At 68.3% G+C, this 20,820-nt stretch carries 23 protein-coding genes; 8 read left to right on the top strand and 15 right to left on the bottom strand.

What is annotated here, in order from left to right; genetic code table 11:
- Positions 1-11 precede the first annotated feature (11 nt).
- The 4 genes from HMPREF3014_RS07070 (at position 12) to HMPREF3014_RS07055 (ending at position 5,043) form a co-directional block, all read left to right on the top strand.
- Positions 12-788 (top strand): DeoR/GlpR family DNA-binding transcription regulator, encoded by a 777-nt coding sequence (locus tag HMPREF3014_RS07070; protein WP_003083169.1) that lies wholly within the window; start codon positions 12-14, stop codon positions 786-788.
- 184 nt (positions 789-972) lie between these two features.
- Positions 973-2,382 (top strand): NAD(P)/FAD-dependent oxidoreductase, encoded by a 1,410-nt coding sequence (locus HMPREF3014_RS07065; protein WP_023087612.1) that lies wholly within the window; start codon positions 973-975, stop codon positions 2,380-2,382.
- Positions 2,369-3,607 carry an NAD(P)/FAD-dependent oxidoreductase gene (locus HMPREF3014_RS07060; protein ID WP_023087613.1) on the top strand — a complete coding sequence of 413 codons (1,239 nt, stop codon included), beginning with the start codon at positions 2,369-2,371 and terminating at the stop codon, positions 3,605-3,607. The genes HMPREF3014_RS07065 and HMPREF3014_RS07060 overlap by 14 nt, the downstream gene beginning before the upstream one ends.
- 20 nt (positions 3,608-3,627) lie before the next feature.
- Positions 3,628-5,043 (top strand): glycerol kinase, encoded by a 1,416-nt coding sequence (locus HMPREF3014_RS07055; RefSeq protein ID WP_003114294.1) that lies wholly within the window; start codon positions 3,628-3,630, stop codon positions 5,041-5,043.
- Positions 5,044-5,050: 7 nt separating this feature from the next.
- Here the strand turns inward: HMPREF3014_RS07055 and HMPREF3014_RS07050 are convergent, their stop codons facing one another.
- Together HMPREF3014_RS07050 and HMPREF3014_RS07045 are read right to left on the bottom strand one after the other, a co-directional pair.
- Positions 5,051-6,151 (bottom strand): DmpA family aminopeptidase, encoded by a 1,101-nt coding sequence (locus HMPREF3014_RS07050; protein ID WP_003145095.1) that lies wholly within the window; start codon positions 6,149-6,151, stop codon positions 5,051-5,053.
- A 13-nt stretch (positions 6,152-6,164) separates the two neighbouring features.
- On the bottom strand, positions 6,165-7,532 hold the full coding sequence (locus HMPREF3014_RS07045) for an APC family permease (RefSeq protein WP_003110692.1): 1,368 nt from the start codon (positions 7,530-7,532) through the stop codon (positions 6,165-6,167).
- 200 nt (positions 7,533-7,732) lie between these two features.
- Here HMPREF3014_RS07045 and HMPREF3014_RS07040 point away from each other — a divergent pair, with 200 nt between their 5' ends.
- Positions 7,733-8,539 carry a helix-turn-helix transcriptional regulator gene (locus HMPREF3014_RS07040; RefSeq protein WP_003083150.1) on the top strand — a complete coding sequence of 269 codons (807 nt, stop codon included), beginning with the start codon at positions 7,733-7,735 and terminating at the stop codon, positions 8,537-8,539.
- A 3-nt stretch (positions 8,540-8,542) separates the two neighbouring features.
- On the opposite strand, the gene HMPREF3014_RS07035 is transcribed toward HMPREF3014_RS07040, so the two are convergent.
- The 10 genes from HMPREF3014_RS07035 to ccmA all read right to left on the bottom strand — a co-directional run bounded on the left by HMPREF3014_RS07035 (position 8,543) and on the right by ccmA (position 16,098).
- Complete coding sequence (locus tag HMPREF3014_RS07035) at positions 8,543-8,959, bottom strand: hypothetical protein (protein ID WP_003087156.1); 417 nt, start codon at positions 8,957-8,959, stop codon at positions 8,543-8,545.
- A 26-nt stretch (positions 8,960-8,985) separates the two neighbouring features.
- Positions 8,986-10,209, bottom strand: coding sequence for a c-type cytochrome biogenesis protein CcmI (gene ccmI, locus HMPREF3014_RS07030; protein WP_003083145.1), 1,224 nt, complete (start codon positions 10,207-10,209; stop codon positions 8,986-8,988).
- Entirely contained in the window at positions 10,206-10,673 is a 468-nt protein-coding gene (ccmH, locus tag HMPREF3014_RS07025) for a cytochrome c maturation protein CcmH (protein WP_003083144.1), read from the bottom strand. Before ccmH ends, ccmI begins: the two co-directional genes overlap by 4 nt.
- Complete coding sequence (dsbE, locus tag HMPREF3014_RS07020) at positions 10,670-11,212, bottom strand: thiol:disulfide interchange protein DsbE (RefSeq protein WP_003083138.1); 543 nt, start codon at positions 11,210-11,212, stop codon at positions 10,670-10,672. Before dsbE ends, ccmH begins: the two co-directional genes overlap by 4 nt.
- A gap of 3 nt (positions 11,213-11,215) precedes the next feature.
- Entirely contained in the window at positions 11,216-13,189 is a 1,974-nt protein-coding gene (locus HMPREF3014_RS07015) for a heme lyase CcmF/NrfE family subunit (RefSeq protein ID WP_003107324.1), read from the bottom strand.
- A complete protein-coding gene (ccmE, locus tag HMPREF3014_RS07010) occupies positions 13,190-13,678 on the bottom strand; it encodes a cytochrome c maturation protein CcmE (protein ID WP_003083137.1) in 489 nt (162 codons plus the stop codon).
- Positions 13,675-13,851 (bottom strand): heme exporter protein CcmD, encoded by a 177-nt coding sequence (gene ccmD / locus HMPREF3014_RS07005; protein ID WP_003083136.1) that lies wholly within the window; start codon positions 13,849-13,851, stop codon positions 13,675-13,677. Before ccmD ends, ccmE begins: the two co-directional genes overlap by 4 nt.
- Entirely contained in the window at positions 13,848-14,606 is a 759-nt protein-coding gene (locus HMPREF3014_RS07000) for a heme ABC transporter permease (RefSeq protein WP_003083135.1), read from the bottom strand. The genes ccmD and HMPREF3014_RS07000 overlap by 4 nt, the downstream gene beginning before the upstream one ends.
- Before the next feature lie 122 nt (positions 14,607-14,728).
- Positions 14,729-15,400: a heme exporter protein CcmB gene (ccmB, locus tag HMPREF3014_RS06995; RefSeq protein WP_003083130.1), complete on the bottom strand. Its 672-nt coding sequence runs from the start codon at positions 15,398-15,400 to the stop codon at positions 14,729-14,731.
- Positions 15,397-16,098 carry a cytochrome c biogenesis heme-transporting ATPase CcmA gene (gene ccmA / locus HMPREF3014_RS06990; RefSeq protein WP_003083126.1) on the bottom strand — a complete coding sequence of 234 codons (702 nt, stop codon included), beginning with the start codon at positions 16,096-16,098 and terminating at the stop codon, positions 15,397-15,399. Before ccmA ends, ccmB begins: the two co-directional genes overlap by 4 nt.
- A gap of 285 nt (positions 16,099-16,383) precedes the next feature.
- Here ccmA and HMPREF3014_RS06985 point away from each other — a divergent pair, with 285 nt between their 5' ends.
- From HMPREF3014_RS06985 to HMPREF3014_RS06975, 3 genes are all read left to right on the top strand, one after another.
- On the top strand, positions 16,384-17,862 hold the full coding sequence (locus HMPREF3014_RS06985; protein ID WP_003083123.1) for a flagellar hook-length control protein FliK: 1,479 nt from the start codon (positions 16,384-16,386) through the stop codon (positions 17,860-17,862).
- A complete protein-coding gene (locus tag HMPREF3014_RS06980) occupies positions 17,859-18,194 on the top strand; it encodes an EscU/YscU/HrcU family type III secretion system export apparatus switch protein (protein WP_003083121.1) in 336 nt (111 codons plus the stop codon). Before HMPREF3014_RS06985 ends, HMPREF3014_RS06980 begins: the two co-directional genes overlap by 4 nt.
- Before the next feature lie 92 nt (positions 18,195-18,286).
- Entirely contained in the window at positions 18,287-18,673 is a 387-nt protein-coding gene (locus HMPREF3014_RS06975) for a hypothetical protein (protein WP_023087614.1), read from the top strand.
- Between the two features lie 44 nt (positions 18,674-18,717).
- On the opposite strand, the gene HMPREF3014_RS06970 is transcribed toward HMPREF3014_RS06975, so the two are convergent.
- The 3 genes from HMPREF3014_RS06970 to HMPREF3014_RS06960 all read right to left on the bottom strand — a co-directional run bounded on the left by HMPREF3014_RS06970 (position 18,718) and on the right by HMPREF3014_RS06960 (position 20,787).
- Positions 18,718-19,455 carry an SDR family oxidoreductase gene (locus HMPREF3014_RS06970; RefSeq protein ID WP_009876166.1) on the bottom strand — a complete coding sequence of 246 codons (738 nt, stop codon included), beginning with the start codon at positions 19,453-19,455 and terminating at the stop codon, positions 18,718-18,720.
- 133 nt (positions 19,456-19,588) lie between these two features.
- The gene (locus HMPREF3014_RS06965; protein WP_003087130.1) at positions 19,589-20,311 is read right to left on the bottom strand and encodes a purine nucleoside phosphorylase YfiH/LACC1 family protein; all 723 of its coding nucleotides are present in this window, start codon (positions 20,309-20,311) and stop codon (positions 19,589-19,591) included.
- A gap of 59 nt (positions 20,312-20,370) precedes the next feature.
- Positions 20,371-20,787 carry a hypothetical protein gene (locus HMPREF3014_RS06960; RefSeq protein WP_003087127.1) on the bottom strand — a complete coding sequence of 139 codons (417 nt, stop codon included), beginning with the start codon at positions 20,785-20,787 and terminating at the stop codon, positions 20,371-20,373.
- Positions 20,788-20,820: the final 33 nt, after the last annotated feature.

Here is a 20,820-nt window from a genome sequence, read left to right as displayed (position 1 = left end):
GGGAGAACACGATGCGCCCCGAGGAACGCCGCCGCCACATTCTCGAATTGCTGCGCCAGCGCGAGCGGATCTCGGTGGACGAACTGGCGCGGACCCTTTCCACCTCTCAGGAAACCATTCGCCGCGACCTCGCCGCGCTGGCCGAACAAGGCCTGGTCAGCAAATTCCACGGAGGGGCCGCCCTGCCGCCCAGCGGCGAGCACGAGAACGCCTTCCAGACGCGAATGAACGAGCACGCCCAGGAAAAACGCGCAGTCGCCCGCTACGCCGCCGGCCTGTTCGGGCCCGGTGACAGCATCTTCATCGACACCGGCACCACCACCCTGCTGTTCGCCCGCGAACTGGCGCGCCAGAGCCATCTGACGGTGATCACCAACTCGCTGTTGATCGCCGGCAGCGTCGGCGCCTCCGGCAACCGTGCATTCATGATCGGCGGCGAGTACCGCCCGGAATCCGAACAGAACGTCGGCGCCCTGGCCATCGAGCAGATCGCCCGGTTCAACGCCGAGCATGCGGTGATCACCGTCGGCGCGCTAAACGGCGATGGCGCCATGGATTTTTCCATCGAGGAAGCCGAGATCGCCCGTGCCATGATCGCCCAGGCCCGCCAACTGACGGTTATCGCCGACTCCTCGAAGCTCGGCCGGCGCGCCCTGTTCCAGGTCTTCCCGCTGAGCCGGATCAACCGCCTGGTGGTCGACCGCAAGCCTACCGGGGAACTCTGGGAAGCCCTGCAACAGGCGCGGGTGGAAGTCCACGAAGCCCCCCTGCGCACCCCGCAGGCCTGACTCCCCTCGCGCGCAGCCCCGGAGACAGGCCGGGGCTGTGCCGGTGGCTGCCCGTCGATTAATCGATTGACTGTTTCTCTTTCAGTTGCCACATTAAAACAACAAATTTCACATAGAATTCTGTGTGAAAAATCAGTGTTACGGTCAAAAAGCAAACTGATACCAAAAGAAACAGGCAGAAACGATGACTGAGCCGCTTGCGACAAAGACCGCGATCTTCGACGTTGCAGTGATCGGCGCTGGCGTGGTGGGTTGCGCCATGGCCCGCCGCTTCGCCCTGGAAGGTGCGCGGGTGGTCCTGCTGGAAAAAAGCACCGACATCCTCTCCGGTGCCAGCAAGGGCAACAGCGCGATCCTCCATACCGGTTTCGACGCGCCGCCCGGCAGCATCGAACTGGTCTGCATGCAGGAGGGCTATCGCGAATACCGCGACATCCATGCGCGCCTCAACCTGCCGCTGCTGGAAACCGGCGCCCTGGTGGCGGCATGGAGCGACGAGGATCTGGCGCGCCTGCCGGCTATCGTCGAGCAGGCCCACGGCAACGGTGTCGATGACGTCCGCCAGGTCGGTCGCGACGAGGTCCTGGCGCTGGAGCCGCAGTTGGCCGGCAACGTGCTCGGCGCGGTGCGGGTCCCCGGGGAACATCTGGTCGACCCTTGGTCCGCGCCGCTCGCCTATCTGCAACAGGCGCTGGCCCATGGCGCCGAGGCCTGTTTCGACGTCGAAGTGCTGGACGGCGCCTTCGACGGCGGCGAATGGCTGTTGCATACCCGCCGCGGCGATCTGCGCGCGCGCCAGGTAATCAACTGCGCCGGACTCTTCGGTGACCAACTGGAACAGCGCCTGCTCGGCGCGGCGAGCTTCGCCATCCATCCGCGCAAGGGCCAGTTCGTGGTCTTCGACAAGGCCGCCGCGGCGCTGCTGCGGCACATCCTGCTACCGGTACCCAACGAGCGGACCAAGGGGGTGGTATTCACCCGTACTGTCTTCGGCAACCTGCTCGCCGGCCCCACCGCCGAGGAACAGGACGACCGCGAACAGGCACGGGTCGACAGCGACACCCTGCAGCGACTGATCGACGCCGCCGTCGAGCGGATCCCCGGCCTGCGCGGCATGCCGGTCACCGCCACCTACGCAGGATTGCGACCGGCCAGCGAAAAGAAGGAATACCGCATCCGCCAGGTCGACGGACGCAACTGGATCAGTGTCGGCGGCATCCGTTCCACCGGTCTCACCGCGGCGCTGGGCATCGCACGCCACGTCTATCGTCTCTACCAGGGCGAGCGCTTCCACGAAGCGGTTCGCGAGCCGCTCTGGCCGCAGGTACCGAACCTCGCCGAACACCTGCCGCGCGACTGGCAGCGTCCCGGCTACGACGAGATCGTCTGCCACTGCGAGATGGTCACCCGCCGGGAAATCCTCGCCGCCCTGGAAGGCCCGCTGCCAGCCGGCGACTTCGGCGGCCTGAAGCGTCGCACCCGCGCCTGCATGGGACGCTGCCAGGGTTTCTACTGCAACGCGCGGGTCGCCGAGCTGAGCGCCGGCCGCCTCGCCCAGCCCCTCGCCACCGGGAGTTGCCATGAGCATCACTGAACAGGTCGACGTCGCCATCGTCGGCAGCGGTCCCGCCGGATTGGCGGCCGCCATCGAACTACGCCGCCAGGGCGTCGCCCGGGTCTGCGTGCTGGAGCGCGACGGCGAGGCCGGCGGTATACCCCGGCATTGCGCGCATCCGCCGTTCGGCCTGCGCGAGCACGGCCGCCTGTTGACCGGCCCGGCCTACGCGCTGCGTAACGTCGAACAGGCTGAACGGGCCGGGGTGGATATCCGCCTGCGCCATAGCGTGGTCGCTCTCGCCGCCGCCGGTCTGCTGCAACTGGCCACCCCCGAAGGCCCGCGCAGTCTGCGCGCGACACGCGTGCTGCTGGCCACCGGCGCACGCGAGACGCCGCGCTCGGCGCGCCTGCTGGGCGGCGACCGGCCACTGGGCGTGATCAATACCGGCGCGCTGCAAGCCTATCTCTATCTGCAAGGCCTGAAGCCGTTCGAACGGCCGCTGATCGTCGGCACCGAGTTGGTCAGCCTGTCCGCCGTGATGAGTTGCCGGCGTGCCGGCATCCGCCCGGTGGCCATGCTCGAACGCAACGCACGGGCCACTGCGCGTTGGCCGCTATCGTTGTTTCCCAGGCTGTGCGGAGTACCGATGCACTTCTCCAGCGAGCTGCTGGAGATCGAAGGCCGCGGCCGGGTCGAGGCGGCGCGGGTACGCCTGGGCGACGGGCGGGTCGAACGGATCGCCTGCGACGGCATCCTCCTCAGCGGACGCTTCGTTCCCGAATCGAGCCTGGTCCGCCTCAGCCACCTGGAACTGGACCCGGCCAGCGGCGGCCCGCGCATCGATCAGTTCGGCCGCTGCTCCGACCCCACCTATTTCGCCGCCGGCAACCTGCTCCGGCCGATCGAGACCGCCGGCTGGTCGTTCCGCGAGGGACGAAGGATAGCCGGCCTGCTGGCCGCCGACCTGCGGGCCGAACTGCCGGTCGCCGCGCCCGGTATCGCCATCGATTGCAGCGGTCCGCTCAAGCTGTGCGTGCCGCAGCGGCTGCTGGCCGACCCGACACCCGGCCTGGCGCATCTGCAGCTACGCGTAAGCGAGGCCGCCAGCGGCCGCCTGCGGATACTGGCCGATGGTCGCCCGGTGTGGGAGCGCGCCCTGTCCTGCCTGCCGGAACGCCGCCTGCTGGTGCCGCTGGCCGCCCTGCGCCTACCGCCGGACACCCGACGCCTGGAAGTCGCCTTCCTCACCTCCGGCCACTGAACCCGCGAAGAGAACCGACCATGCGAATCGCCGCCCTCGACCAGGGAACCACCAGTACCCGCGTGCTGGTTGCCAGCCAGGACGGCAGCGCCGATATTCAGTTGGCGCTGCGTCACCAGCAACATCATCCGCAGTCCGGCTGGGTCGAGCACGATCCGCTGGAACTGCTGGCCAACCTGCAACGCTGCCTGGAGGCCAGCGGCCGGGTCGACGCCATCGGCCTCGCCAACCAGGGCGAAAGCTGCATGGCCTGGGACGCCCGCAGCGGCGAGCCGTTGTCGCCGCTGATCGTCTGGCAGGACAACCGCACCACCCCGCACATCGAGCGTCTACGCGCCAGCGGCGCCGAGGCGCTGGTCCTGGAACGCAGCGGCCTGCCGCTCGATGCCTATTTCTCGGCCAGCAAGCTGGGCTGGATCGTCGAGCACCTTCCTGCCGCTCGCCGGGCTTTGAAGGCAGGCCGCCTGCGCCTGGGAACCAGCGATGCCTGGTTTCTCGACCGCTTGTGCGGAACCTTCGCCACCGACGTCACCACCGCCTCGCGTACCGCATTGATGAACCTCGCCGAGGGCCGCTGGGACCCCGACCTGTGCGCCCTGTTCGGCGTGCCGATCGAGTGCCTGCCGGAAATCCGCGATACCGTCGGCCATTTCGGGGTGATCGGCAACACCCCGCTGACGGCCTCGGTGGTCGACCAGCAGGCCTCGCTCTACGGTCACGGCTGCCGCCAGCCCGGTGATGCGAAGATCACCTTCGGCACCGGCGCCTTCGCCCTGACTCTCAGCGGCGAGCGGATCATCCGCTCGCCGGAGACAGGCCTGCTCGCCACCATCGCCTGGCAGATCGATGGCAAACCGGTGTACGCCATGGACGGCGGGGTCTACGACGCCAGCGCCGCGGTCGAGTGGGCCGGGCGTCTCGGCCTGTTCAGCGACTTCTCGGAACTGGCCGGCTTCGACCGGCCGCCGGCCATCGAGCGCGGCCTGGCCTTCGTCCCGGCCCTGTCGGGACTCGCATGCCCGCACTGGGACCGCAGCGCCGGCGCGATGTGGCTGGGAATGGACGCCGGCACCCGCCGCGAGGACCTCTGCCAGGCCCTGCTCGAAGGCGTGGTGCTGCGCAGCGCCGAGGTGATCCAGGCGATGGACGGCTACCTGAAGGTCACCGACCGCCTGTCCATCGACGGCGGCCTGGCGCGCAGCCCCTACTTCGCCCAGTTCCTCGCCGACAGCCTGCAACGGCGCATCGTCACCCAGCGCTTCGACGAACTCACCGCCTTCGGTTGCGCCGCCCTTGCCGCACGTGGCCTCGGCCACGAACTGGCGGAGCCGCGCAACACTCGCACGGAGTTCCAGCCGCGGGTCGACGCCGGCACCGCCCGGCGCTGGCAGGTGCGTTTCAGCGAAGCGGTGGCGCGCACCCGCGGCTGGCGCTGAGCCGCTTTCAGCGTCCCGGCCAGCCGGTCTCGCGCAGCGCCGCCAGGAGCCTCTCCCCCTTCAGCGCCGGCACCAGCCGGCCGTCCTCGGTGCGCATGTCCTCGCCGGCCAGCAGCACGTTGACGATGGCTTCTTCCACCGCCTCCGCCGCCGCGGCGAACAGCGGCGAGATGTGGTCGTTGTTGAGCATCCGCAGCGGCGTGCTCTGCGGCAGGTCCTTGCGCGCATAGTCGGCTGGCGGCAGGTCCTGGTTGCCGGTGGCGAAAGCGAGGAACACGTCGCCGCTGGAGTCCTCGGTACCGCCGCCGGTGCGCGCGACGCCGATCGAGGCGCGCTGCGCCAGGCGCTGGCACTGGTGCGGCAACAGCGGCGCATCGGTGGCCAGGATCACCACGATGGAGCCCATACCCGGGGTGCCTTCCTCGCTGAACGGCGAGGGGATGTCGCCCAACCGGCGGCCGACAGGATAGCCGTCGACCCGCAGCTCGCGGCGCTGGCCGTGGTTGGCCTGGACCAGCGCGCCCACCGTCCAGCCGCCCTGCTCCGCCGGAAGCCGCCGCGATGCGCTACCGATGCCACCCTTGAACTCGTGACAGATCATCCCGGTACCGCCGCCCACCGAACCTTCGCGGACCGGTCCGGACTCGGCGCAGGCCAGCGCCTCGCCGACCTGGCGGGCGCCGACATGCTGGCCCCAGATATCGTTGAGCAGGCCGTCGAAGGTCTCCATCACCACCGGCATGCACCAGTACAGCCCGCTGTCGCCGAGTTCGGCGCGCTCCTCGGCGATCAGCGCGTCGCGCACCGCGCCGACGCTGTGGGTATTGGTGATGGCGATCGGGGTGGTCAGCAGGCCGGCTTCGCGGATCCACTCCAGGCCCGTGGCGTCGCCGTTGCCGTTGAGCACATGGCAGCCGGCGAAGCAGGGTTGCAGGCGCGCCGCACCGGCGCGCGGCTGGACCAGGGTGACGCCGGTGCGAACCTGCCTGCCGTCGATCCGCTGGTTCAGGGTGCTGTGGCCGACGCGCACGCCGGGAACGTCGGTGATCGCGTTGAACGGGCCGGGAGTGCCCAGGCCGAGGGTGATGCCAAGTTGTCGAGCGCGCATGCGGACTCCTGTTTCAAAGCTTCTGGAACGCCGGACTGAGCTTGCCGTAGGTGCAGTAGAGAATCACCGACACCGCCAGCAGTCCGACAATGATCATCACGTCCCTGGCCGAGGCCGCCAGGAACAGGTTGAGCAGCAGGTATCCCGCGCCGCTCACCGCCAGCAGCGCCGGCAGCGGCCACAGCGGCATCCGGTAGGGATGCTCGCGGTCGCGCCGCAGCACCCGGCTGAACAGCGCGCAGAGGGCGACGATCAGGTAGACCATGACGATCAGCAACACGGTGAACGAGGTCAGTTCGGCCAGGTTGGAGCTGAAGCTCAGCGCCGCCGAGGGAATGGCGAGGAACAGCGTGGCCAGCCAGGGCGATTCCCAGCGCGGATGGATACGGGTGAAGGCACGGTTCAACGCCGGCATCCAGAGCGCGTCGCGACCGCTGCTGAAGATCACCCGGGCGCTCTGGATGACGATGGCGACGATGGCGTTGAACACCGAGAGGAAGATCCCGGCGCTGACCAGGCGCGACAGCGTCTCGTTGCCATGGCTGTTCAACAGGTAGCCGATCGGGTCGGGGCTGGCGAGCATCGCCGGGAGCGACGGCGCGCCGATCAGCAGCGCGGCGAGCGGGACGATCTCGATCAGTACTACCAGCGCCAGCGACCAGAGCACCGCGCGATGCACGCTGTGACCGCCGTCCTTCATGTCCTCGGCGAGCAGCACCGCGCCGCCGAAACCGTTGTAGGAGAACAGCGCGGTACCGACCGCTCCGATCACCAATGCCCAGGGTGCGATCGCCAGCAGCCCGCCGTCGCCGACTACCTGCGGCTGCAGAAGGACGCTCGCCGGTTGCTGTGCATGGCCGAAACCGAGGCCGACGATCACCAGCAGCGCCGCCACTTCCAGCAGCAGGCAGGTACCCGTGACCCAGGCGTTGACGCGGATGTTGAGGATGCCCAGCAGGTAGCTGAAGGCAACGATCGCCAGGGCCACGGTCTGCGCATCGAAGTGGGTGCCGAGGGCAGCGTTCAGGTAAGTCGCCGCGCCGGTGGCGAGCACCGGCGGGATGAACAGCAGCATCGCCAGCACCGTGAGGAAGGTGGCGTAGCCGGCCAAGCCGCCGAACACCCGCTTGGCGTAGACATACTCGCCGCCGGCGGTGCTGTGCGCCCTGCCCAGCTCGGCATAGCACCAGGCGAACATCAGCGCCAGCACCCCGGCCAGGGCGAAGGCCCAGAAAGCGCCGGTGCCGGCCTGCTGGATGGCGAAGGGGGCGATGACGAAGACGGAACTGGCGGGAGTGACTGCGGAAACGGTGATGGCGACCACGTCGAACACGCCCAGCGTGGGTTTCAGCGCACTTTCGGGCGCGGGGGAAGAGCTCATGTCGTTGTCCTCTGATTGTTATTGAAGTTGAGGCAGTAACGGAGACTCGCGGCGGCCCCTTGCCGGGGCGCTGGTTATGGGCCGACTCTAGGAGCGCGGAACCGGCGGGCCAATCACCCTTTGGGGTTACGCCCCTTGACGCGGCGGGTGGAAAAGCCGCAAACCGGAGCCTGCGAAAACCCACCGTGGAGCGAATACGGATGCACACCCTGTTCCGGGACATCGGCATGCACGCCAGCCTGGGCCGCGCCATCGAACAGATCGGCGGCAACCGTTTCTGGAAGCAATTGATCCTGCTGCTGCGCCAGCACCTGCCGTTCGACAACGCCCTGGCGATCTTCTACCCCGCCAACGGCGTGCCGGTGGCCCTGGAGGAATACGACGCCGAACCGCACGCCGGGCCGGCCTCGATGCTCGCCTACCTGAACGGGCTGTACCTGCTCGACCCCTTCTACCAGGCTTGCCGGGAAGGCCTGGCCAGCGGCCTGTACCGCCTCGAGGAGATCGCCCCGGACCATTTCCGGCAGAGCGAGTACTACCTCAGCTACTTCCACGACAACGTTCTGGAGGACGAGGTGCAGTTCATCCTACAGGTGCCCGGCCAGGGCGCGCTGTCGCTGTCGCTGGGCATGCAGAGGATGTTCGCCGACGAGGAATGCGGGATGCTCGGCTTGCTCTCGAGCTGGGTCCTGGCGCTGATGCAGCAGCACTGGCAGCAACGCAGCCAGCGCCTGTTGCCGGCTGCACCGCAGGAAGAGATGGCCACGCAGATACGCGACGCCCTCAGCCACTTCGGCGCCAGCGTGCTATCGGAACGGGAACTGGAGATCGCCCGCCTGATCCTTCGCGGCTACTCGTCGAAGGCCATGGCCGAGCGCCTGGCGATCTCGCCGGAGACGATCAAGGTCCATCGGCGCCACCTGTACGCCAAGCTGGACATTTCCTCGCAACCGGAGCTGTTCTCGCTGTTCATCCAGTCGCTCGGGCACGACCCGGAGAACCCCTAGGGATCATGGATTGGCGTAGCGCCGGCTGAGACCGGGCGGGATGCCGCGAGCGTCGGTCTCGGTCCATGGACCCTGCGGGCTGGTGGACCAGAACCAGCCGCCGTCCCACCGGTAGTAGGTGCGCTGGCGGTAGTAGAGATCGCGCTCGCCACGGATCACGTAGACCCCCAGGCTGCCGTCCCAGACGCCCTTGCCGCCTGGCGGCGGGGCGAACTGCGGACGCGAGCGGCTGGGCTGCGCCGGAGTCTGCGGTTGCGGGGTGATGCGCGGCGGGGTGGCGCCGGGCGCGCTGGACGGACCGGGCTGCGGCTGGCTCTGCGGCGGCAGCGAGGCCGGCGGTTCGCTGGTCTGCGGCGGATGCACCACGCACCCGCCGAGACCGCCCAGGAGAATCGCCAGACCCAGATACTTCGCCTTCACCGCCGCACCTCCCCAACCGATTGTCGTTATGGCCGGGCCGCCTGGGGCTGGTCCGGGCCGTCGATGGTCAGCGCTTGCGCCGACGACTGGGCAGTAGACAACGGTTTGCCGCGTCCGATCCACTCGCCGGAGATGGCGTTGCCGGCGCGGGATACCCGTGCCACCAGCTCGACCTGCGGGAAACCGCTGAGCTTGAGCTGCGGCATCATGGCGTCGGCATCGCTCAGGCTGACCTCGGCCGGCAGGTCGGCGACGGTCAGGCGCTTCACTGCCAACGGCATCGGCGGGCCGCCGACGGCGCGGGCGAAGACGAACACGCTGTCGTCGGCCTTGACCTGGCCCTTCACCGCGTCGCTGATATCCACCTTCACCGTCAGGGTCACCCCGGCGGCAGCGGGCGCGGCCGGCGCCGGCGGAGTCTGCCCGGCCTCGGTCATGCGCTCGCGGGCGCGCTGGATGCCGCCCTGGATCGCCGAGCGTGCCGGGTCCTCGTTCGGCAACACCGACACCAGGCGCTCCCAGAAGCCGATGGCGTCGGCGTAGCGCTGCTCTTCGAAGGCGGCGATGCCGAGCAGGCCAAGGGTGGTCACTTCGGCCGGGTCGCCCTTCAGCGCCTCGTCGGCCAGGGCCTTGATCTGCGCGGTCATTTTCTTGCCACCGGAGAAATACAGTGCCTGCGCCCACTGGCCGAGCACTTCCGGCTGCCGCCCGCTGAGTTCGGCGGCGCGTTCGAAGGCCCGCGCTGCATCGGCGCCGCGTTCCTGGGTCATGTAGGTGCGACCGAGGAAGTACCAGCCCTGGGCGGAATCCGGCTGAGCCTGTACCGCGCGCTCCAGGCGCGCAGTCATCTCTTCCATGGAGTGCGGCGCCTGGGCGAATTCGCGGGCCAGCTCGACCTTGTCGCTGGCGCCCCAATGCAGGTACAGGCCGAGCGCGACCAACGGCACCAGCAGCGCCGCGACCAGCGGGACCGCCCGGCCCAGGCGCGAGCTACGCTCTTCGCCGCTGCCCTCGGTGTCGGCGAGCAGTTCGCGGGCAGCCTCGGCGCGGCCATTCTCCAGTTGCTCGGCGGTCAGCGTGCCGGCGGCCTGCTGGCCGGCCAGCTCGGCGATCCGCTCCTGATAAAGCGCGACGTTCAGGGCGGTACGGTCTTCCTCGGCCTGGGCGCGACGGCCACGCAGCAGCGGAATCAGCAGGAATGCCAGGGCCGCCAGCAGCAGCAGGCCGGCAGCGAGCCAGAAATCGATCATTTGTCGTTCTTCAGCAGGTTGGCGAGGCGCGCTTGCTCCTCGGCGGACAGGGTGGTTTGCACCTTGGCAGCGGTGCGCCGGCGGCGCAGGACGATCACGCCGATCACCAGCACGCCGAACAGCAGCAAGGCGCCCGGACCGAACCAGAGCAGCCAGGTACGCTCGTTGACCGGCGGCTTGTAGCGAACGAAATCACCGTAGCGGGCAACCATGTAGTCGACGATCTCGCCGTCGCTCTTGCCCTGCTGCAACTGGCCGTAGATCTGCTTGCGCAGGTCGGCGGCGATCGGTGCGTTGGAGTCGGCGATGTCCTGGTTCTGGCACTTCGGGCAGCGCAGTTCCTGGGTCAGGTTGCGGAAGCGTTCGCGCTCGGCGTCGCTGGCGAACTCGTAGGTGTCGATGGCGGCCCGGGCCACGCCGCAGAGGGCGAGACCGAGCATCGCGGTGGCGAGGAAACGCTTCATCGGGCCTCCGGCTCGTCCAGCAGTTGCTGGTACAGCGGCGCCAGTTGCTCGCGCCAGACTTTCTGGTCGACCACCCCGACGATCTTGTGGCGGATGATGCCCTGTTTGTCGATCAGGTAGGTTTCCGGCGCACCGTACACGCCCAGGTCCAGGCCCAGGGTGCCGTCGGCGTCGCTGATGCTCAGCAGGTAGGGATTGTGCAGCTCGTTCAGCCACTTGATGGCGGCGGCGTTGTCGTCCTTGTAGTTGATCCCGTAGATCACCACGCCCTGCTCGGCCAGTCGGGTCAGTTCCGGGTGCTCGACCCGGCACGACGGGCACCAGGTGCCCCAGACGTTGACCAGCGCCGGCTTGCCCTTGAGGTCGGCCTCGGTCAGGCGCCGGGCCGGGTCCTGCACGCTGGGTAGGTCGAAGGCCGGGAACGGCTTGCCGATCAGCGCCGAGGGCAGCTCGCTGGGGTCCAGCCAGAGGCCGCGGAAGAGGAACACCGCGACGATCAGGAAGATCCCCAGCGGCAGCAGCAGAATCGCTCGTTTCAAGACTCAGGCTCCCTGACCGGCGAGGCCCAGGGCCTCGCGCACACGTGTTTTCACCTTCACCCGGTAGCGCCGGTCGAGCGCCGCCAGGGCGCCGCCGAGGCCCATCAGCAGGCCACCGAACCAGATCCAGCGGACGAACGGCTTGACGTGCACGCGCACCGCCCAGGCACCGTTCTCCAGCGGCTCGCCGAGCGCCACGTAGAGGTCGCGGGTAAAGCCGGCATCGATCCCTGCCTCGGTCATCATCGAACTCTGCACGGTGTACAGGCGCTTCTCCGGATGCAGGGTGGCGATCTCCTTGCCGTCGCGGCTGACGTGGATGCTGCCCTTGTCCGAGGTGTAGTTCGGCCCTTCGTGGTGCTTCGCGCCGTCGAAGAGGAAGTGGTAGCCGCCCAGTTCGACGGTGTCGCCGGGCGACATGCGCAGGTCACGCTGGGCGCTGTACTGGCTGCTGAGGACGATGCCGATGGCGCACACGGCGATGCCCAGGTGCGCCAGTTGCATGCCCCAGTAGCTGCGGGTCAGGCTGCGGGCGCCGGCCAGCACGCCCTTGTGCCGGGTCTTGTCGAGGAAGTCGCGGAAACCGGCCAGGACCACCCAGGCGGACAGCAGGAACACCGCCAGCACCGCCCAGTTGAAATCGCCGAAGTACATCGAACCGGCCGCCGCCAGGACCGCGCTGGCCACCAGCACCGGGGTCAGCATGCCGAGCAGCCAGCGGCTCGGGGTGTCCTTCCAGCGCACCAGCACGCCGACCGCCAGCGCCGCCATCAGCGCCGCCATCAGCGGCAGGAACATGGCGTTGAAGTACGGCGGGCCGACCGACAGCTTGGCGCCGCTGAGGGCATCGAGCAGCAGCGGGTAGAGGGTCCCGAGGAGGATCATCGAGGCCGCCACCACCAGCACCAGGTTGTTCAGCAGCAGCAGGGTCTCGCGCGACCACAGGGCGAAGCCGACCTGGCTCTTGACCACCGGCGCGCGCAGGGCGAACAGGGTCAGCGAGCCGCCGACCACCAGCAGCAGGAAGGCGAGGATGAACACCCCGCGTTCCGGGTCGGAGGCGAAGGCGTGCACCGAGGTGAGCACGCCGGAGCGGACCAGGAAGGTGCCCAGCAGGCTCAGGGAGAAAGCGGCGATCGCCAGAAGCACGGTCCAGCTCTTGAACACGCCGCGCTTCTCGGTCACCGCCAGCGAGTGGATCAGTGCAGTGCCGACCAGCCAGGGCATGAAGGAGGCGTTTTCCACCGGATCCCAGAACCACCAGCCCCCCCAGCCCAGCTCGTAGTAGGCCCACCAGGAGCCGAGCACGATGCCGATACCGAGGAAGGCCCAGGCTACCAGGGTCCAGGGCCGCGACCAGCGCGCCCAGGCGGCGTCCAGGCGGCCGCCGAGCAGTGCGGCGATGGCGAAGGCGAAGGCCACCGAGAATCCGACGTAACCCATGTAGAGCATCGGCGGGTGGACGATCAGGCCGACGTCCTGCAGCAGCGGGTTGAGGTCGTTGCCGTCCATCGGGGTCTGCGGCAGCAGGCGGCTGAACGGGTTGGAGGTGATGATCAGGAACAGCAGGAAGCCGGTGCTGATCATGCCCATCACCGCCAGCACGCGGGCCAGCATGACCTCCGGCAGTTGCCGGGAGAAGATCGACACGGCGAAGGTCCAGCCACCGAGGATCAGCGCCCAGAGCAGCAGCGAACCTTCGTGGGCGCCCCAGACGGCGCTGAACTTGTAGTACCAGGGCAGCGCGCTGTTGGAGTTGCCGGCCACGTAGGCCACCGAGAAGTCGTCGCGCAGGAAGGCCCAGGTCAGGCAGCCGAAGGCGAAGGCGAGGAAGGCGAACTGCCCCCAGGCCGCCGGGCGCGCCAGGCTCATCCACTGACGGTCGCCGCGCCAGGCGCCGACCAGCGGCAGGCTCGACTGCACCAGGGCCAGGCAGAGGGCGAGGATCAGGGCCAGGTGGCCGAGTTCGGGGATCATCTACTTGCCCTCCTGGTTGTACGAGGTCTCGCCGGCGGCCTTGCCGTTCTCGTAGTGCTTCAGTTGGCCGCTGTCCTTGAGCGCCTTGGTGACTTCCGGCGGCATGTAGTTCTCGTCGTGCTTGGCCAGCACTTCATCGGCCACCAGCACGCCGTCGCCGCCCAGCTTGCCGAGGGCGACGATGCCCTGCCCCTCGCGGAACAGGTCGGGAAGGATGCCATGGTAGGCGATGGTCACTTCCTTGGCGCCGTCGGTGACCACGAAACGCACGTTCAGCGAATCCTCGCTGCGTTGCAGAGAACCCTTTTCCACCAGGCCGCCGGCGCGTATGCGGGTGTCGGTCGGCGCTTCGCCGTTGGCGATCTGGGTCGGGGTGTAGAACAGGTTGATGTTCTGTTGCAGGGCCGACAGCGCCAGGCCCACCGCGGCGCCGACGCCCACCACGATGGCGAGGACGATGATCAGACGTTTCTTGCGGACCGGATTCACTGCTGGGCCTCCCGGCGCAGACGACGCGCCTCTTCTTGCAGGTAGCGGCGCCGGGCCAGCAGCGGCTCGGCGACATTGATCGCCAGCACCAGCAGGCTGATGCCGTAGGCCGACCAGACGTAGGGACCGTGATGGCCCATGGCGAGGAAGTCGCCGAACGATTCGAAGCTCATCGTGCCTTCTCCACCAGGGCCTTCACCTCGGCTTTCGCCCAGGCGGTGCGGGACTCGCGCTTGAGCACTTCCAGGCGCATGCGCACCAGCAGCATGGCCGCGAAGAAGCAATAGAAGCCGAGGACCATGATCAGCAACGGCAACCACATCTCCACCGGCATCGCCGGTTTCTCGGTGATGGTGAAGGTGGCCGGCTGGTGCAGAGTGTTCCACCACTCCACCGAGTACTTGATGATCGGGATGTTCACCACGCCGACGATGGCCAGTACGGCACAGGCCTTGGCCGCGCTGTCGCGGTTACTGATCGCCTGGCCGAGGGCGATGATGCCGAAATAGAGGAAAAGCAGGATCAGCATCGCCGTCAGGCGCGCGTCCCAGACCCACCAGGCGCCCCAGGTCGGCTTGCCCCATACGGCCCCGGTAAGCAGCGCGACGAAGGTCATCCAGGCGCCGATGGGAGCGGCGCACTGCACCGCCACGTCGGCGATCTTCATCTTCCAGATCAGCCCGACGGCACCGGCCACGGCCAGCATGACGTAGCAGGACTGGGCGAGGAAGGCCGCCGGCACATGGATATAGATGATGCGGAAGCTATTGCCCTGCTGGTAGTCCGGCGGCGCGAAGGCCAGCCCCCAGACGCAGCCGGTGACGATCAGCAGCGCCGCCGCCACGGCGAACCAGGGCAGCCAGCGGCCGCTGATCTCGTAGAACCACTTGGGCGACCCAAGCTTGTGAAACCATGTCCAATTCATCATCAGGCTCTGTTTACAGGGCTCTTTGGAAATACCGGGCAGACCTTCCGCTGCCAGCCCGGGTCAAGCGTGGGCGGCACAGCCGCCCGGTACCGCACGCCCGCCGATGCCTTCGGCGGGCGGACTCACTCGCCTACGCTGATCTTCAGGCCGGCAGCGATGGCGAATGGCGTGAGTGTCAATGCTAGCGCCGTCAGGCTCGCCAGCCACAATAAATGTCCGCTGCTGGGCAGTCCCTGCAGCGAAGCCTGCAGCGCCCCGCTACCGAGAATCAGCACCGGGATGTACAGCGGCAGGATCAGCAGCGCCAGCAACAGGCCGCCGCGCTTGAGGCCCACGGTCAAGGCCGCGCCGACGGCGCCGAGCAAGCTCAGCACCGGCGTACCGAGCAACAGGGAAAGCAGCAGCACCGGTATGCAACGGGCCGGCAGGCCCAGCATCAGCGCGAACAGCGGCGACATCAGGACCAGGGCCAGCCCGGAAAACAGCCAGTGTGCCAGCACCTTGGCCAGCACCAGAAGAGCCAGGGGGTGCGGCGAAAGGACCCACTGCTCCAGAGAACCGTCCTCGAAATCGCTGCGGAACAGCCCTTCCAGCGAGAGCAGCACGGCCAATAGCGCCGCCACCCAGACCAGGCCGGGCGACAAGGTTTGTAGCAATTGGCTCTCCGGCCCGACCGCCAGGGGGAACAGGGCGATGACGATGGCGAAGAACACCAGCGGATTGGCCAGCTCCGCCGGTCGGCGGAACAGCAGGCGCGCCTCGCGCGCCAGGAGCAGGCTGAAGACGTTGCTCATGCCGGGTCGCCCAGCGCCGGCTCGACCGTCGCGCCGCTGGCCGCCTTGAGCGCACCGAGGTCCAGCTCGCGGTAGCCGGCGGGCATCTGCTGCAGGCTGTGGTGGGTGGTCAGCACCACCATCCCGCCGCGCTGGCAATGCCCGGCCAGGTGCGTTTCCAGTTGCGCCACCCCCTGTTTGTCGAGGGCGGTGAAGGGTTCATCGAGGATCCACAAGGGCGGTGCGTCCAGGTACAGGCGGGCCAGCGCCACGCGGCGTTGCTGGCCGGCGGAAAGGGTGTGGCAGGGAACGTCCTCGAAGCCACGCAGGCCGACGTCGGCCAGGGCCTGCCAGATCGCCTCGCGGCTGGCCGGCTGGTGCAGCGCGCAGAGCCAGGTGAGGTTCTCCTCGGCGCTGAGCAGGCCCTTGATTCCCGCGGCGTGGCCGATCCACAGCAGGCTGCGGGCCAGTTCGCCGCGCTGTTCGGCGAGCGGCCGGCCGTTCAGGCGGACTTCCCCGGCGGTCGGCTGCATCAGTCCGGACAGCAGGCGCAGCAGGCTGGTCTTGCCGCTGCCGTTGGGACCCACCACCTGCAACATCTCGCCGGCGGCCAGGCGCAGGTCGAGGCGCTCGAACAGCATGCGCCAGTCGCGCTCGCAGGCGAGCCCGACGGTTTCCAGCAAGGGGCTGGCTGTGGGGACTTCAGCAGGATCGGACATCGAACAACATCGCCAAGCGTCTCTCCTCGTCGCGGCGCCGGAGGCCTTCACGGAACAGACCCTAAAGTCGGGATAAACACGGCCGCTATACTGGTGACGACGCGGCCAGCCTGTTTGACAGGCGCGGCATTATACACGCCCTTCCCCAGCCTCCGCAGGGTCGTTTAAGACAGGTTGTTACCCATGCCAGCCGAGATAGGCGCTTCCCCGCCACTACCCCCGGTCTCCGCCCCACGCCCGCTGCCGCCGGCGCAATCGCAGGGCAACGCCCAGGCCGACGCCGAGATGACCCTGAAGCTGGTGCAGACCCTGGCCGGCCTGCTGGGCGAAGGCGAGTCGGGCAAGGCCGAGGTGCTCGCGGTCAAGGAAGGCCTGGCGAACAATTTCCAGGTCCTGCTCAAGCTGACCCTGGCGAACAGCGGGCAGAGCCTGGTGGAAGTGCAGAGCAATCGGCCGCTGGTGCCGGGCAACCTGCTCAACGTCAGCGCCACCAGCAACACCAGCGTGGTTGCAACCCTGCTCGACAGCATGGCCGGCGCTGGCCCGCTGAGCAGCCTCGACCTGGAGCAACTGCCGCCCGGCACCCTGCTCCAGGGCAAGGTCCTGTCCAGCACCGCGCTGCCGGCGGACAAGGCCCAGCAGGTGGTCTACCGGGTCCTGCTGAACCTGCTCAACACGCCGCTCGCCGGCAGCAAGCTGAGCCTCGACTCGCCCCAGGCGCTGCCGGTCGGCAGCCTGCTCACGGCGCTGGTGAAAAACAGCCAGCAGATCGACTTCCTGCCGCTCAGCGGACGCCTCGACCAGCTTGCGCTGGGCCAGCAACTGGCCGGGCAGAGCGCCCGCCAGGCTTCCCTGGAAGGCCTGTTCGCCGCCCTGCAGGGGCTGAACGGCCGCAACGACCTGCCGGACAGCCTGCGCCAGGCCGTGGAGCGCCTCTTCGCCGGCCTGCCGGAGGCGCAGAAGATGGGCGATTCCAAGCTGCTCGGCCAGGCCCTGCAGCAGAGCGGCCTGTTCCTCGAGGCGCGCCTGATGCAGGGCGCCACCGATCATCTCGGCCAGGACCTGAAGGCCAACCTGTTGCGCCTGTTCGCCCAGCTGTCGCCGCTGCCGCCGACCGGCGCCCAGGCGCCGGGCATGTTCGCCGGCAACACGGCGAACCTGGCCCAGGCGCTGCCGGCCTTTGTCCGCAACGCCCTGGGCAACCTGGGACAGAGCGCCAACAAGACCCAGGCACTGAACTTTCCCCTGCCGAGCAAGGTTCTCCAACTGTTCGACGAGGACATGGAACTGGAGTCGCTGCTGCGCCTTGCCGCCGCGGCGATCTCCCGCCTGCAGACCCATCAGTTGTCGAGCCTGGCGCAGACCAGCACCCTGCCGGATGGCACCCAACTGGCGACCTGGCAGATGGAGGTGCCCATGCGCCATCAGCACTCGGTGGTACCGTTGCAGGTGAAGTTCCAGGAAGAACAGCGCAAGACCGGCGAAGAGGCCCGCGAAAGCCTCTGGCGCGTCGAACTGGCCTTCGACCTGGAGCCGCTGGGACCGCTGCACGCCCAGGCGACCCTGCTACGCGGCAGCCTGTCCAGCCAGCTTTGGGCCGAGCGAGACGCGACCGCACGGCTGGTCGAGCATGAACTCGGCCACCTGCGCCAACGCCTGCGCGACGCCGGCCTGACCGTTGGCGAGATCACCTGCCAACGCGGCCGCCCGCCCCAGGGCCCGCGAGCGACCATCGAACAACGCTGGGTAGACGAAACCGCATGAACAGAAAGCAGTCACCCGCCCCGCGCCAGGCCATCGCCCTGAGCTACGACGGCCAGGCCGCGCCGACCCTTTCCGCCAAGGGCGACGCCGAACTGGCCGAGGCGATCCTGGCCATCGCCCGCGACTACGAGGTACCGATCTACGAGAACGCCGAGCTGGTCCGCCTGCTCGCCCGCCTGGAACTCGGCGACGCCATTCCGGAAGCGCTGTATCGCACCATCGCTGAGATCATCGCCTTCGCCTGGCACCTGAAAGGCAAGTGTCCCGAGGGATTCGCGCCGGACGCCGCGGATGGCAACCAGATGCTGCTACTCGGCGGTCCCGGCGACTGAGCGGACCCGCCACACGTCGAAACCGAAGCGCCGGAACCGGAATCCGCAAGAGCGGTCCCAGCACAGTCCACCTGCCACTTCCCAGGCCTCCCATGCCCTCGCCAAGCCCCCTCCTCCTCGCCGCCCTGCTGCTTATCGCCAGCCATGTCCAGGCCGCCCCGGCCATCCTCGGCGACGAGGAAAAGGATGCAATCATCGATCGGCACCGGCTGACTCCGGAGTTCCGCATCAATCGGCAAGCCAAGGTACGCCATCACGAAGGAACCATCGACCGCGTGGTCCTGCTTCAGGATAGGGACCGCTTCACCTACCGAAGCTACCTTCGCGACGACCAGAAGGAGCCTGCCACCTTCTGGATCCTGGAGTTCGACGCACGCAGCGGGAAACAGCTGAGCGAACGCCAGACCGATGAGGACGACTATTGGCGTAGACGCGACGCCGACTCGCAACGGGCCGACAGCGGCGAAAGGAACCGATAGATAGCGCAGCCGAAACCTTCGACGCGTCGTCCCGGTACAGCGGCTCAGGCGAAACCGCCGTTGACCCGCAGCACTTGGGAGTTGACCCAGGCCCCGTCCGGCCCGGCGAGGAAGGACACCGCCGCGGCGATCTCGTCCGGCTCGCCGAGGCGCTCCAGCGGCGCCAGCCTGGCGATCTGGTCGATCTGTTCGGCGCTCTTGCCGTTGAAGAACAGCTCGGTGGCCACCGGGCCGGGCGCCACCGCGTTGACCCTGATGTCCTGGCCGCGCAACTCGTTGGCCAGCACGTGCACCAGCCCCTCGACCCCGGACTTGGACGCGATGTACGGACCGTAGCTGGGCAGCGCCCGGGCGATCACGCTGGTGGACAGGGCGATGATCCGTCCGCCGCGCTCGACATGCCGGGCAGCCAGGCCAAGCACGATGAAGGCGCCGCGCAGGTTGGTGCGGATCACCCGGTCGAAGCCCTCCAGGTCGCCATCGGCGATCTTCAGGTAGGGCATCGTGCCGGCGCTGTTGACCACCACGTCGATGCGGCCGAAGGCGCCCCTGGTGGCTTCGAACAGCTTGTCCATGTCCTCCGCGCTGGCCACGTCGCCCTGCACGGCGATGGCCGCGCCGCCGGCGGCGACGATTTCGGCCACGACCTCGTCGGCCATGGTCTGGTTGCCGGCATAGTTGACCGCGACCGCGAAACCGTCGGCGGCCAACCGCCGGGCAATGGCGCGACCGATGCCGCGGGAGGCGCCGGTGACGATGGCGGCTTGGGTGATGTCAGGCATGCTGGGACTCTCCTGGAATGAGCGTGGCGACAGCCACGCATCGACAAGAAAAGTCTAGAAGCCGGCTATTGGCGGATAAACAGCCGACAACCGTCATGACTATCCAGGATTTCCGGACAATACCGATACGCGGTCACGGCTTGCGCGCGATCCAGGCGTACTGCTGGCGCTTCTCCTCGCCCAGGCGCTGGCGTCGGCGATGACTGGCGAACGCATCGCCGGAACAGTAAGTGCAGACGGCGCTGGCTTCGATCTGCGCCGGCCCGACGCCGGCGGCCTGGAACAACTGGCGACAGAAGGCCACCAGGTCCAGCCAGGCGCCCTGCTCCGCCTGCCTTGGCTCGGGCGGAGCGAACCGGGGCGGCCGCTCGGGGAGCGGACGACGCTGGCTCCAGGGCGGCGCCGCGCCCTCCCAGAGGCGGCCGTGGCCGACCTGCAACGCCTCGATGAACCCGGCACTCACCTCGTAGCAGCAGGCTTTGATCCCGGGACCGATGGCGACCCGGATGTCCGCGCTGGCGACGCCGCGCGCATTGAAGCGCGCCACCGCCGCGCCGACGATACCGGCGACGAGCCCCTGCCAGCCGCCATGCAGGGCGGCCACCACCCGACCGTCGCGGCTGCTCATGAGAATCGGCAGGCAGTCCGCGGTGACCACCGCGACCGCCAACGGCCCTTCGCTGAAGACGCCGTCGGCGGCATGCCGTCCCGATTCCGACAGCGAGCGCGCGTCGACGATCTCGGCGCCATGCACCTGCCGGCAATGGAATATCCGCTCGGAGAGTGCCTGGCCGGCTTGCTGGAAGCCATGCTCGATGCCTTCGATCGCCTTGAGGATGTCGGCCTGGACGGTCATGCGCTGTCTCGCCATGGAAGGTTGGAAAACGACCTTACCGCATCTTCCCGGGAGCCGCCTCAGGCGATACCGCGCAGGAGGTCGGGACAGCCGCGATCACGCTTGATCAACGCGGCCAGGGCGACCTGGCCCAAAGGCCGGTCGGACACCGCGCCGATGCTCAGGCCATGGCCTCTGCTCCACTCGAACAACAGGCGCTTCTCGCGGCAATCAAGCTCGCCCACCAGCAGGAAGCGCCGGATGCTGCCGCTGCGTCCCAGCATCGCCAGCGTGCCCTTGCAGCCCTGGTCCAGGCGGAATCCGTCGTAGAGGAAATAGTCGTACGGGTAACCCTGGTCCAGGGAGCGCCGCAGCTCCCGTCGGTCCAGGCACAGGCTCAGGTGGAAGTAGCCGCAGCGGTTGAACAGCGCTCCGTACCTGAGCAGACGGCCGGGGTTGGCGCACAGCACCATGGCGCGCAGGGGTATTGCAGGCATCCTTGTGGCCTCCTGGAAACGTGCTGGTTGACC

This window comes from Pseudomonas sp. HMSC065H01 (assembly GCF_001815235.1).
In the GTDB taxonomy this organism is placed as follows: domain Bacteria; phylum Pseudomonadota; class Gammaproteobacteria; order Pseudomonadales; family Pseudomonadaceae; genus Pseudomonas; species Pseudomonas aeruginosa.
This window is presented reverse-complemented; position numbering and strand designations above follow the sequence as displayed.

Bases quoted from the DNA above. Each gene is read 5' to 3' on its own strand.
- HMPREF3014_RS07050 (WP_003145095.1), bottom strand. From the start codon at position 6,151: ATGCGCGCTCGACAACTTGGCATCACCCTCGGCCTGGGCACTCCCGGC.
- ccmI (WP_003083145.1), bottom strand. From the start codon at position 10,209: ATGATCGATTTCTGGCTCGCTGCCGGCCTGCTGCTGCTGGCGGCCCTG.
- HMPREF3014_RS07055 (WP_003114294.1), top strand. From the start codon at position 3,628: ATGCGAATCGCCGCCCTCGACCAGGGAACCACCAGTACCCGCGTGCTG.
- ccmA (WP_003083126.1), bottom strand. From the start codon at position 16,098: ATGTCCGATCCTGCTGAAGTCCCCACAGCCAGCCCCTTGCTGGAAACC.
- HMPREF3014_RS07015 (WP_003107324.1), bottom strand. From the start codon at position 13,189: ATGATCCCCGAACTCGGCCACCTGGCCCTGATCCTCGCCCTCTGCCTG.
- HMPREF3014_RS06975 (WP_023087614.1), top strand. From the start codon at position 18,287: ATGCCCTCGCCAAGCCCCCTCCTCCTCGCCGCCCTGCTGCTTATCGCC.
- HMPREF3014_RS06970 (WP_009876166.1), bottom strand. From the start codon at position 19,455: ATGCCTGACATCACCCAAGCCGCCATCGTCACCGGCGCCTCCCGCGGC.
- HMPREF3014_RS07000 (WP_003083135.1), bottom strand. From the start codon at position 14,606: ATGATGAATTGGACATGGTTTCACAAGCTTGGGTCGCCCAAGTGGTTC.
- HMPREF3014_RS07070 (WP_003083169.1), top strand. From the start codon at position 12: ATGCGCCCCGAGGAACGCCGCCGCCACATTCTCGAATTGCTGCGCCAG.
- HMPREF3014_RS07040 (WP_003083150.1), top strand. From the start codon at position 7,733: ATGCACACCCTGTTCCGGGACATCGGCATGCACGCCAGCCTGGGCCGC.
- HMPREF3014_RS06965 (WP_003087130.1), bottom strand. From the start codon at position 20,311: ATGACCGTCCAGGCCGACATCCTCAAGGCGATCGAAGGCATCGAGCAT.
- HMPREF3014_RS07045 (WP_003110692.1), bottom strand. From the start codon at position 7,532: ATGAGCTCTTCCCCCGCGCCCGAAAGTGCGCTGAAACCCACGCTGGGC.
- ccmD (WP_003083136.1), bottom strand. From the start codon at position 13,851: ATGAGCTTCGAATCGTTCGGCGACTTCCTCGCCATGGGCCATCACGGT.
- HMPREF3014_RS07065 (WP_023087612.1), top strand. From the start codon at position 973: ATGACTGAGCCGCTTGCGACAAAGACCGCGATCTTCGACGTTGCAGTG.
- HMPREF3014_RS06960 (WP_003087127.1), bottom strand. From the start codon at position 20,787: ATGCCTGCAATACCCCTGCGCGCCATGGTGCTGTGCGCCAACCCCGGC.
- ccmB (WP_003083130.1), bottom strand. From the start codon at position 15,400: ATGAGCAACGTCTTCAGCCTGCTCCTGGCGCGCGAGGCGCGCCTGCTG.
- HMPREF3014_RS07060 (WP_023087613.1), top strand. From the start codon at position 2,369: ATGAGCATCACTGAACAGGTCGACGTCGCCATCGTCGGCAGCGGTCCC.
- ccmH (WP_003083144.1), bottom strand. From the start codon at position 10,673: ATGAAGCGTTTCCTCGCCACCGCGATGCTCGGTCTCGCCCTCTGCGGC.
- HMPREF3014_RS06985 (WP_003083123.1), top strand. From the start codon at position 16,384: ATGACCCTGAAGCTGGTGCAGACCCTGGCCGGCCTGCTGGGCGAAGGC.
- HMPREF3014_RS06980 (WP_003083121.1), top strand. From the start codon at position 17,859: ATGAACAGAAAGCAGTCACCCGCCCCGCGCCAGGCCATCGCCCTGAGC.